This is a genomic window from Candidatus Competibacter phosphatis (genome assembly GCF_012939995.1).
Taxonomy (GTDB): Bacteria; Pseudomonadota; Gammaproteobacteria; order Competibacterales; family Competibacteraceae; genus Competibacter; species Competibacter phosphatis.
Genome location: NZ_SPMZ01000038.1, coordinates 16,758 through 29,519, shown reverse-complemented (window position 1 = coordinate 29,519; position 12,762 = coordinate 16,758). Strand labels below are relative to the sequence as shown.

General features: G+C 63.1%; 11 protein-coding genes. 6 read left to right on the top strand and 5 right to left on the bottom strand.

The window, feature by feature from the left end; translation table 11 throughout:
• Positions 1-40: 40 nt before the first annotated feature.
• On the bottom strand, positions 41-1,783 hold the full coding sequence (gene pabB, locus E4P82_RS13510; RefSeq protein ID WP_169249378.1) for an aminodeoxychorismate synthase component I: 1,743 nt from the start codon (positions 1,781-1,783) through the stop codon (positions 41-43).
• A 25-nt stretch (positions 1,784-1,808) separates the two neighbouring features.
• Positions 1,809-2,267, bottom strand: a complete 459-nt coding sequence (locus tag E4P82_RS13505; RefSeq protein ID WP_169249377.1) for a YiiD C-terminal domain-containing protein — start codon at positions 2,265-2,267, stop codon at positions 1,809-1,811.
• Between the two features lie 162 nt (positions 2,268-2,429).
• Here E4P82_RS13505 and E4P82_RS13500 point away from each other — a divergent pair, with 162 nt between their 5' ends.
• Entirely contained in the window at positions 2,430-3,002 is a 573-nt protein-coding gene (locus E4P82_RS13500; protein ID WP_169249393.1) for a nitroreductase family protein, read from the top strand.
• Positions 3,003-3,095: 93 nt separating this feature from the next.
• Entirely contained in the window at positions 3,096-4,178 is a 1,083-nt protein-coding gene (locus E4P82_RS13495) for a hypothetical protein (RefSeq protein ID WP_169249376.1), read from the top strand.
• 412 nt (positions 4,179-4,590) lie between these two features.
• Here the strand turns inward: E4P82_RS13495 and E4P82_RS23725 are convergent, their stop codons facing one another.
• Entirely contained in the window at positions 4,591-4,899 is a 309-nt protein-coding gene (locus E4P82_RS23725; RefSeq protein WP_169249375.1) for a hypothetical protein, read from the bottom strand.
• On the opposite strand from E4P82_RS23725, the gene E4P82_RS23720 reads away from it, so the two are divergent.
• Together E4P82_RS23720 and rraA are read left to right on the top strand one after the other, a co-directional pair.
• Complete coding sequence (locus tag E4P82_RS23720; RefSeq protein ID WP_169249374.1) at positions 4,898-5,182, top strand: OmpA family protein; 285 nt, start codon at positions 4,898-4,900, stop codon at positions 5,180-5,182. The genes E4P82_RS23725 and E4P82_RS23720 overlap by 2 nt on opposite strands.
• Positions 5,183-5,243: 61 nt before the next feature.
• On the top strand, positions 5,244-5,723 hold the full coding sequence (rraA, locus tag E4P82_RS13480; protein ID WP_169249373.1) for a ribonuclease E activity regulator RraA: 480 nt from the start codon (positions 5,244-5,246) through the stop codon (positions 5,721-5,723).
• Positions 5,724-5,898: 175 nt separating this feature from the next.
• Here the strand turns inward: rraA and E4P82_RS13475 are convergent, their stop codons facing one another.
• Both E4P82_RS13475 and E4P82_RS13470 read right to left on the bottom strand, forming a co-directional pair.
• Positions 5,899-7,560 (bottom strand): cation acetate symporter, encoded by a 1,662-nt coding sequence (locus E4P82_RS13475; protein ID WP_246327581.1) that lies wholly within the window; start codon positions 7,558-7,560, stop codon positions 5,899-5,901.
• Between the two features lie 8 nt (positions 7,561-7,568).
• Entirely contained in the window at positions 7,569-7,880 is a 312-nt protein-coding gene (locus E4P82_RS13470; RefSeq protein ID WP_169249371.1) for a DUF485 domain-containing protein, read from the bottom strand.
• Positions 7,881-8,163: 283 nt separating this feature from the next.
• Here E4P82_RS13470 and E4P82_RS13465 point away from each other — a divergent pair, with 283 nt between their 5' ends.
• On the top strand, positions 8,164-10,332 hold the full coding sequence (locus E4P82_RS13465; RefSeq protein ID WP_169249370.1) for a 3'-5' exonuclease: 2,169 nt from the start codon (positions 8,164-8,166) through the stop codon (positions 10,330-10,332).
• Between the two features lie 63 nt (positions 10,333-10,395).
• Positions 10,396-12,729 carry a Tex family protein gene (locus tag E4P82_RS13460; protein WP_169249369.1) on the top strand — a complete coding sequence of 778 codons (2,334 nt, stop codon included), beginning with the start codon at positions 10,396-10,398 and terminating at the stop codon, positions 12,727-12,729.
• The last annotated feature ends 33 nt before the right edge of the window (positions 12,730-12,762 follow it).

Here is a 12,762-nt window from a genome sequence, read left to right as displayed (position 1 = left end):
TTGGTGAGCGTCATCGCTTGGATGTAATCCGTGAAGAAATTCAGCCAACCAATACGGCTGTTCGCCATTTGCGCACCGAGTTGACCAAATAAATATGTCGGGCCGCTCGCAAATCGTCTGGGGTCAAAATGCGTTCCTGGATATGGCCGGCGGCCAGCAAGCAGTCGCGAAACGTGCCCGCCAATAGACCGCTGGTCACTGGTGGAGTGAATCGTTCGCCGTCCAGGTCCAGCACCAGATTCGCCATGCTGGTTTCGGTCAACTCGCCGCGTTCGTTCCAGAGAATCACTTCGTCGCAATCCGGTCGCGACGCGCGAGCAACGTCGTATATCTCGCGCCGGGTGGTTTTGTGATACAGCCAGACCACATGGGAATCGACGGGTGCCTGGGCCAGACCGATCCGCACCGGTGGCGGAGCTGTCTCCCGTGTCAGTGGGATCGCCTCCAGCGTGAACGCGCCGTTCTGGCCGAGCAGAAGCCGGATCTTGTGCGCCGCGTTCAAAGTCGTCGCCGATTCGCTCAGCCGGGTCGCGATGGCGGGTCGGTCGAATGGAACGCTAAAGTAGGTCGCGGTAGCCGCCAGCCGCGTCAGATGCGCTTCCGGCAGGAAATAGCCGCTATCCGGTTCCCATAGTAGCGATTCCAGCAACTGAAACGGCGGTTGCCGCGTGGCCAGCACGCGGGCCTTGAGCAGACATTCCGTGTACTCGTCGCCGGCATCGGAATCCCAGACCACGCCGCCGCCCACGCCGTAATTTGCCCTCCCTAGCTCCCGGTCGATCAGCGCCGTGCGGATGGCTACGTTGAAGCTCGCCTGCCGCCGCGGGCCGATCCAGCCGATGGCGCCGGTGTACACGCCGCGCGGCTGCGATTCCAGTTCCCGAATGATTTGCATGGTGCGTACCTTGGGGGCGCCGGTGATCGAGGCACAGGGAAACAGACTGCTCAGAATCTCCACCACCGAGACTTGGGTGCGGGCGGTGACGGTGGAGGTCATTTGCAACAGAGTGGGGTAACGTTCGACCGCGAACAAGCGGGGCACCGCCACGCTGCCGGTTTCGGCTATCCGGCCCAGATCGTTACGCAGCATATCCACGATCATCAGGTTTTCGGCCCGGTTTTTGACGGACTGCCGTAGATCGGCCATCCGCGCCTCGTCTTCCGCCAAGGTCCGCCCGCGCGCCGCCGTGCCCTTCATCGGTCGCGTTATCAAGCGCTCACCGTCCCGTTGAAAGAACAGTTCCGGCGAGGCCGAGCAGACCGCGAATCGACCGGTATCGATAAACGCGGCGTGCTCTCCCTGTTGCGCTGTCGCCAGATCGACGAAGAATGGCCACGGGTCGCCCGCGAACGTGGCCTGGAGTGGAAAGGTATGGTTGACCTGATAGCTGTGACCGTGAGCGAGGTAGTCCTTGATCCGGCGGACGACCGTTGCATGGGCGGCGCGGTCGAGGGTGGGTTGCCAGGGACCCACCGTGTAGGAAGCGGAGGACGGCGAATCAGTCGATGGCGCCGTCCAATCGTCGAGGCTGTCCACGCGTTCATACAGCCCGAACCAAAGCAGCGGCAGCTCCGACAGCGGAGCATGGACAGCTAGGCCATACGCGGCGGCGGCTTCGTAGGTGATGAAGCCGGCGGCGGTCAGGCCGTGTTGGTCGATGGCCGTTTCGACCGCTTGCAACGCCGGGACGACTTCATCCGGCCGCATGGCGACCACCACCCGTGTCGGCGCGGTGAACCGCAGCCCACGCGGGCCATCCTGGATGAAGGCATCGCCGATCATGCCGTTTCCCGCCGCCAAGGGTGATTCAAGCCGCTTTTTCGGGCCGGTAGGCGCCATATTGTCCGTTGAAGGTCATCACCGCTTCACCACCGGAACGGATGATCACGTCGACCGCCCAGCGGGCCTTGCCGCGCTGACGGAGGCTTTGCAGGAATTTTTCGGTGGTGGCCAGGTCCGGCCGGGTACATTCCGTCAGGATGTCTTCCCGCAGCGGTTTCAGGAACTTCAAGGTGCTATCGGTGATCACGATCTCGGCGCTTTCGCCGTGCTGGTCCAGGGTGGAGCGGGTCAACGCCCAGCCGGTGAGCGCGGCGAGCGCCGCCATCGAACCGCCAAAGGCAATCCCTTTGTCGTTGATGTTCGGCGCCAGCGGCGCGGCGATCGCCAGCCCGGTTTCGTCGCAGCGTTCCAAGCGCGCCTGCATGGCCTGAAACAGCGGGACGTAACGGTTGAGATAGTCATTGATTTCCTGCAGGTAAGACATGGCCGATCCCCGTGTGTGGATGGAATAAAGGATTCGCAAGAAAAATACACCGCTATTTTCGCTTTTTTCGGATCGCCGTGGTCTCTTATACAGTTTCGCAATACCCAATAACCGGGAGATTCTCCATCATGCTCGACAAACCCGCCATCACCCAGCACCCCCATTGCCGACCTCATCGCCCGCCGCTGGAGCCCGCGCGCCATCGCCGCCGACCAGCCGGTCAGCCGCGAGCATCTGTTGGCGTTACTGGAAGCGGCGCGCTGGGCACCGTCCTGCTTCGGCGACGAACCGTGGCGTTATCTGGTCTGGGATCGGTTTCACGATGCCGCTGGTTGGCAAAGTGCGTTCGAATGTCTGGCCGAAGGCAATCGAGGCTGGGTCAAGAACGCACCGGTATTGCTGCTGTCGGTGGCAACGCCGAGATTCGGCCACAACGACGCACCGAACCGTTGGGCACAGCACGATACCGGCGCCGCCAACGAGAATCTCTGCTTGCAAGCCACGGCGCTGAGTTTGGTGGCGCACCAGATGGGTGGATTCGACGCCGACAAAGCCAAGGCAGCGTTCGCCATCCCCGCCGATCACACCTGCATGGCGATGATCGCGGTCGGTCATCCGGCGCCCGCCGACGGTCTACCGGACGCGTTGCGCGAACGGGAACTGGCACCCAGAACGCGCCAGCCGCTCGACCGGATCGCCTTTGCCGGCCGTTGGGACCAGGGCTTCCAGGCTTAGTAACCGTTGCCACATTTGGCGGTCGTACCCTCGTTGAGCCGATTCATGTAGAGTGCGCTCCCGTGTTCGGGAGATGATGGATAGCCGATGCCCATGACCCTGTCCGATCGGCGCTCCGCCCGGGGCGCCAGCCGTTATCTGCTTCGTTCCGTGCTGTTTCTGATCGCGCTGGCGGCGCTGGGGATATTTTTCCAGCGTCCGCTGGCCGCCGCCTTCATGACCAATCCTTATCTGAACGGCACCGTCGCGGCGGTCTTTCTGTTCGGGGTGTTCTACACCTTCAAGGCGCTGGCGGACACGCTGTGGGAAGTCCGCGCCGCCGAACGAGCCGCCACGATGGCCTTGAAAGCCCGCCGCCGGGAGTGGTCCCATGCCGAGGCCAGCGAGGCGTTGCTGGAGAATGTCGGTCGTGGAGTGGGCGATTTTCTGCGCAAGATCCATCGGGTCGTCAGCCACGGCGACGCCGCCGCGACCTTGCCGTATCTGTTGGATTCGCTGGCCACTCGGGGCGACGATCAGCGGGCGCTGGTGCGTTATCTGGTCGGGGCGCTGGTGCTGCTGGGTCTGATCGGCACCTTCTACGGCCTGTTGCTGACCATCGCCGGAGTGCGCGATGTGATCGGCGGTCTGTCCACCGAGAAGGCGGCCGACACCATGGCGTTGATCGCCAGCTTCAAGGATCGGCTGGCCGCGCCGCTGGGCGGCATGGGTACCTCGTTCTCGTCCTCGATGTTCGGCCTGCTGGCGGCGCTGGCGTTGAGCTTTCTGGAATTGCAACTGCTCCATGCCCAGAACCATCATCACGCTCAACTGGAAGCGTTGGTGGTCAGCGATCTGGTGCCTCTGTGGCAGCCGGTGGTTACGGTCACCGCCAGTACCGAAACCATTTCGCCACGCCATCTGGCGGCCTTGTTGCAAGCGACCACCGACCGGCTGGAGCGAGTGGCGGCGACCACCGAATATCTGGCCAATCGCGGCGAGGGCATCACTCGGGTCGCGGAGCAGATTGCTAGCCTGGGCGAACGGATCGAGTCTTTGCAAGTGGCCTTGCGGGACATCGAAAACGACCGCACCGCCGATTTGCGGCACGAATTGCGCACCATCGCCCGCCTGCTGGCACAGCAGCCAGGAACCATCGCGCATCGAGACGGGGACGCCCATGCCCCGCCGGCGTGATGCGCTCGGTGACATCAACATCTGGCCCGCCTTTACCGATGCGTTGGGCGGACTGGTGATGGTGCTGATCTTCCTGATCACGGTGTTCGTGGTCAGTGAAGTGCTGATCGGCCGCGAGATGATGGGTAAAGATACCGCCATCGGCCAGTTGCAACGGATCGTCGAGCATCTGGAAGGCTTGGCCGGCGACGCCGAACAGGAAGCGAAGCGGCTACGCGGACGAATCCAGGGTCTGGAAAGCACGGTCGGCGAACGGGACGCACTGTTGGCGCAATTGCGCAACGAACTGGCGGCGGTGCGCATGGCGCAGTCGGCGCTGAGCGTCGATAAAAGCAAGGCGGAACAGGCCGCCGTCGGCGCTCAGGAGTTGGCGGCGCTACTCAGCGCCCGGGCCGAACGCCTGGCCAACGAACTAGAGCGGCTCAACCAGACTCTGGCGGCCAACCAGGACGAACTGGCGCAACGCGACGCCGTCATCGTCCAGCAGAAGGGTCGGATCGAGGCGCTGGACAGTGCGCTCAAGAAGCGGTTGCTGGAGCGGGTCGAGGAATTGGAGAAATACGCCAGCGATTTCTTCGGCCGGCTGCGCGAGGTCTTCGCCGGCAACCCCGACATCAAGGTGGTGGGCGACCGCTTCGTGTTTCAGTCCGAAGTGTTGTTTCCCTCCGGCGAGGCCACGCTGTCGCCGGGGGGGGCGCGGCGACCTGGACAAATTCGCCATGGTCTACCAGCAATTGGCCGCCCGCCTGCCGCCGGATTTGCCGGTGATCATCGAAGTGCAGGGCCACACCGACCGGGTGCCGATTCGCGGTCGTTTTCCCTCCAACTGGGAGCTGTCCACCGCGCGCGCGCAGGAAGTGGTGAACTATCTGATCCAGCAGGGCATTCCACCACAGCGATTGGCGGCGGTCGGCATGGCGGAATATCACCCGATCGATCCGGCGGACAACCCGGAGGCGTATCGTCGCAACCGCCGCATCGAGTTGAAGATCACCAGCCGTTAAGGCGTAAAATAAGTAGGGTAAACTTCAAAATTCCTGTCCCCAAGCCGCGAGAGTAGCCCCCATGGATTTCAAGACGACCGACCTGTGCGATGAATTTTCCGATCGCCTGCAAATCGCCGAGCCAATTTTCGGCGATTACGGTGGCGAGGTGATGTTCTGTGGTCCCATCGTGACCCTGAAGGTGTTCGAGGATAATTCCCTGGTTCGCGCCGCGCTGGAAGAGCCGGGCGAAGGCCGGGTGCTGGTGGTGGACGGCGGCGGCTCGATGCGCTGCGCGCTATTGGGCGACCAGCTCGCCGAATTGGCCGAGGAGAACGACTGGGCCGGCGTGGTGGTGAACGGTGGCATCCGCGATTCCGCCGCCATCGCCGAAATCGGCATTGGTGTTAAGGCGTTGGGTGTGCATCCGCTCAAAAGCGTCAAGCGCGGCATCGGCGAGCGGGATATTCCGGTGCGCTTTGCCGGCGTGACTTTCCTGCCTAATCACTACCTCTACGCCGACGAGGATGGTTTGTTGGTGGCGGAAAAACCGCTGCTCTGAAGGTTGCCTGATTTGAGAGAAACGGAGGGGAGGGCCGGTTGGCTCTCCCCTCCGGCTTTTCAGGGGTCGGTGGTGCCGTGAAATTGCCGTGGGTGGGATGGGGCTTGGAAACGCCATTGTCGCGCCACCACCTCGACGATGATCGAGGTGATGGCGATGAGAGCGAGGGAAGAATTTAGTGCGCGGCCGCGCCTGCCGAGCCGAAGCCGGTTTGGGCACGAACGTATTGGTCCTCGAACGCCTCTTTCTCTTTCGCGGCCCGGGCGCTGCCATCGGTCACCGAACCCAGCCACGCCATGAAGAACGCCAGCGGCATCGAGAAGAGGGCTGGCTGCTCGTAGGGGAAGATCGGTTCCTTGTTGCCGAGCACGCTGACCCATACCGCCTTGGACAGCACGACGATCAACACCGCCGACACCAGGCCGGCAATGCTGCCCCAGATCGCGCCCCGCGTAGTCAGTCCCTTCCAGTACATCGACAGGATCAGCACCGGGAAATTGCACGAGGCGGCGACGCCAAAGGCCAGACCGACCATGAACGCCACGTTCTGCCGCTCGAACGCGATGCCGAGCAGGACGGCGAGGACGCCCAGGATTAATGAGGACGACTTGGATACCCGAACTTCCTCGGCCTCGGTCGCCTGGCCTTTGCGGATCACGTTGGCGTAGAGGTCGTGCGAGATCGCGGAAGCGCCCGCCAGCGCCAGGCCCGACACCACGGCGAGAATGGTGGCGAAAGCCACCGCCGATAGGAAGCCCAGCATCATGTTGCCGCCGACCGCGTGCGCCAGATGCATGGCCGGCATATTGTTGCCGCCGAGCAGTTTGCCGCCGAGTTGGCCGCCCTCGAAGTATTGCGGGTTGGTACCGACGATGGTGACCGCCGCCAAGCCCATGATCGCTACCACGGTGAAGAAGAAGCCGACGCAGAGGGTGGCGATGAACACGCTCTTGCGCGCTTCCTTGGCGTTGGGTACGGTGAAGAAGCGCATCAGAATATGCGGCAGACCGGCGGTGCCGAACATCAACCCGAGCGACAGCGAGACCGCTGTCACCGGATCGGCCAATAGGGAACCTGGTCCCATGAGCGCTATGCCTTTCTTGGAGTTGGCGACCGCCTGGCTGGCCAGCGTCTCGAAGTTGAAACCGAACTTAGCAAAGGCCAGCAACATCACCAGCGTGCCGCCGCCAAGCAGCAGGCAGGCCTTGATGATCTGCACCCAGGTGGTGGCGATCATGCCGCCGAAGGTCACGTAGACCACCATCAGCACCCCGACGATGACCACCGCGATCCAGTAATCCAGGCCGAACAGCAACTTGATGAGCTGGCCCGCGCCCACCATCTGCGCGATCAGATAGAACACCACCACGGTCAGCGAGCCGATGGCGGCGATGGTGCGAACCTGTCGCTGATCCAAACGGTATGACGTGATGTCGGCGAAGGTGAACTTGCCCAGGTTGCGCAGCCGCTCGGCCATGATGAACATGATGAACGGCCAGCCCACGTAGAAACAGATGCAGTAGATGTAACCATCGAAACCCTGAAAATAGGTCAGGCTGGTCAAACCGAGCAGGGTTGCCGCCGACATGTAATCGCCGGCGATGGCCAGACCGTTCTGGGTGCCGGTGATACCGCCGCCGGCCGAGTAATAATCGCTGGCCGTTTTGGTGCGCTGGGCCGCCCAGTAGGTGATGCCCAGGGTCATCATCACGAAGATGAAGAACATCACGATCGCGTGGATGTTCAGCGCCTGTTTCTCGGCGGTTCCGACATCCGGGGCGGCCATCGCCAGGCCCATCCAGCCCACCGCCAGCGCGGCGGTGGCAAACTTCAGCATTCCACGAGTCATTCGATGGCTCCCTTGATGATCTCTGAATTGATGTCATCGAATTCGCCATTGGCGCGGCGGATGTAGAGACCCGTCATCAACCAGAACAGCAAGATCATGCTCGCGCCGATGGGCCAGGCGATGGAGGCTTTACCCCCTTCCCAGATCGGTGTGGCCAGCAGCGTCGGATTGAAGGCCACGACCATGATGAAAACAAAGTAGATGCCGAGCACCAAGGCCGTCAGCAGCCACGCAAACCGGCTGCGCTTGGTCACCAGTTCGTCGAATTTCGGATTTTTTCGTATCCGTTCGTAAACGGCGGTTGACATTTTATTATTTCCTCTCTGTGGTGGATGAAAGTACCCGCGCCGCAAACCCCGGAGCGGGCTCAAGAAATGTATAAGCGCCGAACGGCCTTGTCTACAATGACCAAAAAATACGATAAAACCAGTGGCTTGATCGCCATTTCGCGCCATGTGGGCCGCGCTGTTCGCGGATGCCCGGGGCTGCAAGCTGCTACCATAAAAACAGTTCGGACCGGGCGCTTCCGGCCGTTGGCCCAGCGGCTGTGTCGCGCGTTGCGTCGAATCGATCCATCCGATAACCGCCCATATGAACGAAAACCTCAAGATCGCGCTCGCCCTCATCGCATTTCTGGCACTGGTGGCGGGTTTGGAAGCGATGGCGGGCTATGCCTTCTTCCACGCTCTGGAAGCCGAGGACCAGCAGCGGGTTCTCGCCATCCTGACCTCTAGGGCGGAACTGCTGTTGGAACTGGGGGTGCTGCGCATGGCGATCCTCGGCATCGCCTTCGGCGTCGCCTATCAGCTTTACGTCAAGGGTCCGCTGACAGTGGCGGAAGGGATACGCATCATGCTCAAGGCTCACTCCGGGCATCGGATCGAGCCGGCCGGCCCGCCCGAGGTCAGGCAACTGGCGCGGGCGGTGAACGATCTGGCCGAGCACAGCGAGGGTTTGGCGCGCGGTCTTGAAGCCGAGATCGCCCGTGCGACCGCATCGTTGGAAGAAGAAAAAAACCGCCTGGCGGCGTTGATGTCCGAACTGTCCCAGGGCGTGCTGGTCTGCAACATCGAGGGGCGAATCCTGCTCTATAACGAGCGGGCACGCCAAGTTTTCGGTGCTTCCGCCAACCCGCGCAACGGCGGTTCTTGCGCGCTGGTCGGTCTCGGTCGCTCCATTTTCGCCCTCGTCGACCGCAGCCTGCTGACCCATGCCCTGGAAGGCGTCCAGGCGCGGCTGGAGAAGGATCAACCCGATCCGAACGTCCAATTTGTGATCGGCACCCGTACCGGACAACTGGTTCGCGTGCAACTGGCGCCGGTTCTAACGGCTGGGTTACCTCATGCGGGTCAGGGGGCAGCGATCGGTGGGTTCGTGATGACCTTGGAAAACATCACTCGCGCCTTCGATCTGGACACCACCCGCGACATGTTGCTGCATTCGTTCACCGAAGGCAGCCGGGCGGCGCTGGCCAGCATCCGCGCGGCGGTGGAAACCCTGATTCACTATCCGGACTGCGAGCGCGCCCAGCACGACTGTTTCATCCAGATCATCGATGAGGAAACGCGCAAGTTGAGCGCCCGGCTCGATCGACTCACCGTCGATCATGCCGATTCCCTCAAAACGCGCTGGCCGCTGGAAGAGATGCTGGGCCTCGATGTGATCGCCACCGCCCGGCGCCGGATCGAAAACCGATTGGGCGTGCCGACCCATGTGGAAGCCGCCGACGACTCCCTCTGGCTCAGGGTCGACAGCTATACCTTGGTACAGGCGCTCGCCTCTTTGGCCGGCCGTTTACGCGACGGCTGCGGGGTGGGCGAGCTGTGCTTCCATCTCGCGCGGCATGGACGGATCGCCGAGCTCGATCTGGCTTGGCCGGGGCCCGCGCTGCCGCAGCAGGCTTTGTACGACTGGGAGATGGCTCCGATGAGCGCTGGCGGCGAAGACAGCCCGTTGACCCTGCGCGACGTGCTGGAGCGGCACGGCGCCGAAATCGTGTATATGGCCGGACAGAATTCGCAGTGGTCGCGATTCCGCTTTTTGTTGCCCATGGCCAAGCCAGTGCGCCACTCGCACGGCATTTCCATCCGCCATGGCGAGAGCCGCCCGGAGTTCTACGATTTCGATCTGTTCCATCAAGCCGGCCAAACGCCCGAACTCGACGGCCTGCGGTTGGCGGATCTGGCCTTTACGGTGTTCGATACCGAGACGACCGGCCTGGACCCGGCGGCCGGCGATGAGATCATCGCCATCGGCGCGGTGCGCATCGTAAACAATCGGCTGCTCCGCAATGAAACCTACGAACAATTGGTCGATCCGCGGCGGCCGATCGCTTCGATGTCGCAGACGGTTCACGGCATTTCGCACGACATGCTGCGCGGCCAGCCCGTGATCGATGAAGTCCTGCCCCAGTTTTACGAATACTGCGCCGATACGGTGCTGGTGGGTCACAATGCCGCCTTCGACCTGCGGTTCCTGCAAATGAAGGAAGCACGCACCGGTCTCCGGTTTACCCAGCCGGTGCTGGATACCCTGCTGCTGTCCGAGGTGTTGCATCCGAATCAGGAGTCGCATGCGCTCGAAGCGGTTGCCGGGCGGCTGGGCGTCACCGTGGTGGCCCGTCATACCGCCCTGGGCGACGCCCTGGTGACGGGCGAAATTTTTCTGCGCATGATCCCGCTGCTGGCGGCCCATGGGATCCACACTTTGCGCGACGCCCGCGAGGCCGCCGAGAAAATCCATGTCAAGGTCGAGTACTGAGCGCGCAACGCCTCGGTCTCGCCAGGTCCCTCTCCGATAACCCAGAGTACACCGTTCGCCATCATGACCCTTGTCGCCACTCTCGCCCGCGAACTCGCCGTTCGGGAAAGCCAGATCGAAGCCGCCGTCAACTTGCTGGATGGCGGCGCCACCGTGCCTTTCGTCGCCCGCTACCGCAAGGAAGCCACCGGCGGGCTGGACGATACTCAACTACGCCTGCTGGAAGAACGGCTCGGCTACCTGCGCGAGTTGGAGGATCGACGCGGCGTCATCCTCGCCAGCATCCGCGAACAGGGGCAGTTGAGCGCCGATCTGGAAGCCGCTCTCCTCGCTGCCGATACCAAGACTCGGCTGGAAGATCTTTATCTACCTTATAAACCCAAGCGCCGCACCAAGGCGCAGATTGCCCGCGAGGCCGGACTGACCCCGTTGGCGCATGGCCTGCTGGCCGATCCCACGCAGACGCCCGAACAAGTCGCCGCCGGTTTCGTGGATGCCGAGCGTGGCGTGGCCGATGTAAAGGCGGCGCTGGACGGGGCGCGACAGATTCTGATGGAAGAGTTTGCCGAGAACGCCGAATTGCTGGCGGAGTTGCGCGAGTATCTGTGGGACAACGCGGTGCTGCACTCGCAACTGATCGAGGGTAAGGCCGAGGAAGGGGCCAAGTTTCGCGACTACTTCGACTACCGGGAAGCGCTCCGGCAGGTTCCTTCCCATCGCGCCCTGGCGTTGTTCCGGGGCCGCAATGAAGGGGTATTGCAGATGACGCTGGAAATCGGCGATCCCGAAGCCCCCGGACCCGATCCCGGCGAGCGGCGGGTCGCCGTCCGGTTCGGCATTCGCGACGAGGATCGCCCCGCCGATGGCTGGTTGCGAGAAACCGCGCGTTGGGCCTGGAAGGTCAAGTTGTTGTCGCATCTGGAGACCGAATTGAAGCAGCGTATGCGCGAAGCCGCCGAGGAGGAGGCGATCCGGGTGTTCGCCAGTAATTTGCGCGATCTGCTGCTGGCCGCGCCGGCCGGGGCCCGACCGACCTTGGGGCTGGATCCCGGACTGCGCACCGGCGTCAAGGTGGCGGTGGTGGACGTTACCGGCAAGTTGGTGGATACCGCGACCATTTATCCCCATGCCCCGCGCAAGCAGTGGGACGAAAGCCTGCACGCGCTGGCCGAACTGTGTCGCCGACATCATGTGGAGTTGCTCAGTATCGGCAACGGCACCGCCTCGCGCGAAACCGACCGGCTGGCGACCGAGTTGATGCAGCGCCATCCCGAGCTGCGCCTGCAAAAGCTGGTGGTGTCGGAAGCCGGCGCTTCGGTCTATTCCGCTTCGGAGCTGGCGGCACGGGAGTTTCCCGAGGTGGATGTGTCCTTGCGCGGGGCGGTGTCCATCGCCCGCCGCCTGCAAGACCCGTTGGCGGAGCTGGTCAAGATCGAACCGAAAGCCATTGGCGTTGGCCAGTATCAACACGATGTCGGACAAACCCGGTTGGCGCGGACCCTGGATGCGGTGGTCGAGGATTGCGTCAACGCGGTCGGGGTGGACGTGAATACCGCTTCGGCGCCGTTGTTGGCGCGGGTGGCCGGGTTGAACGCGACGCTGGCCCGCAACATCGTCGAGCATCGCGACGCCAATGGTCCGTTCCGACGGCGGGAACAGTTGCTGAACATTTCCCGCCTGGGCGAGAAAACCTTCGAGCAGGCGGCCGGATTCCTGCGCATTCTCAATGGCGACAATCCACTGGATCGTTCCGCCGTCCACCCGGAAGCCTATCCGCTGGTCGAGCGCATCCTCGCCGGCAGCGGGCGTGGCTTGCACGAGGTGCTGGGTAATGCCGCCTTTCTCAAGACACTGGAACCGACCCGCTTCACCGACGAACGATTTGGCGTGCCGACCGTGCGCGACATTCTGGCGGAACTGGAAAAGCCGGGGCGCGATCCCCGGCCCGAATTCAAGACCGCCGCGTTTCAGGAAGGCGTGGAGAAACTGGCCGATTTACAGCCGGGGATGGTGCTGGAAGGGGTGGTGACCAATGTCGCCAACTTCGGCGCGTTCATCGATATCGGCGTGCATCAGGACGGATTGGCGCACGTATCGGCGCTGGCGGATCGCTTTGTGAAAGATCCGCGCGAGGTGGTCAAGGTCGGTCAGGTGGTGAAGGTCAAGGTGCTGGAGGTGGACCTGGAACGACGGCGCATCGCCCTGACCCTGCGCCTGAGTCAAGCGCTGGCCGGCGAGCAGGAGCGCCCAGCGCCCGCCGTCGCGCCGCCCGCCGTCCGCGAGCGGCACCGGCCGCGCAAGGATCGCTCCGGCGGTCGCGACCGTCAGGAACCACCACCGGAAAATCGTCCGGGGGCCTTGGCCGATGCGTTTGCCCGGGCGCGACGGGACAAGTGACGCCGGCCGCGAACCGCCGAAGCGGTGCGGCTG

Coding starts and splice junctions, on each gene's coding strand:
- pabB (WP_169249378.1), bottom strand. CDS start 1,783: ATGATCGGCGATGCCTTCATCCAGGATGGCCCGCGTGGGCTGCGGTTC.
- E4P82_RS13505 (WP_169249377.1), bottom strand. CDS start 2,267: ATGTCTTACCTGCAGGAAATCAATGACTATCTCAACCGTTACGTCCCG.
- E4P82_RS13495 (WP_169249376.1), top strand. CDS start 3,096: ATGACCCTGTCCGATCGGCGCTCCGCCCGGGGCGCCAGCCGTTATCTG.
- E4P82_RS23720 (WP_169249374.1), top strand. CDS start 4,898: ATGGTCTACCAGCAATTGGCCGCCCGCCTGCCGCCGGATTTGCCGGTG.
- E4P82_RS23725 (WP_169249375.1), bottom strand. CDS start 4,899: ATGGCGAATTTGTCCAGGTCGCCGCGCCCCCCCCGGCGACAGCGTGGC.
- rraA (WP_169249373.1), top strand. CDS start 5,244: ATGGATTTCAAGACGACCGACCTGTGCGATGAATTTTCCGATCGCCTG.
- E4P82_RS13475 (WP_246327581.1), bottom strand. CDS start 7,560: ATGCTGAAGTTTGCCACCGCCGCGCTGGCGGTGGGCTGGATGGGCCTG.
- E4P82_RS13470 (WP_169249371.1), bottom strand. CDS start 7,880: ATGTCAACCGCCGTTTACGAACGGATACGAAAAAATCCGAAATTCGAC.
- E4P82_RS13465 (WP_169249370.1), top strand. CDS start 8,164: ATGAACGAAAACCTCAAGATCGCGCTCGCCCTCATCGCATTTCTGGCA.
- E4P82_RS13460 (WP_169249369.1), top strand. CDS start 10,396: ATGACCCTTGTCGCCACTCTCGCCCGCGAACTCGCCGTTCGGGAAAGC.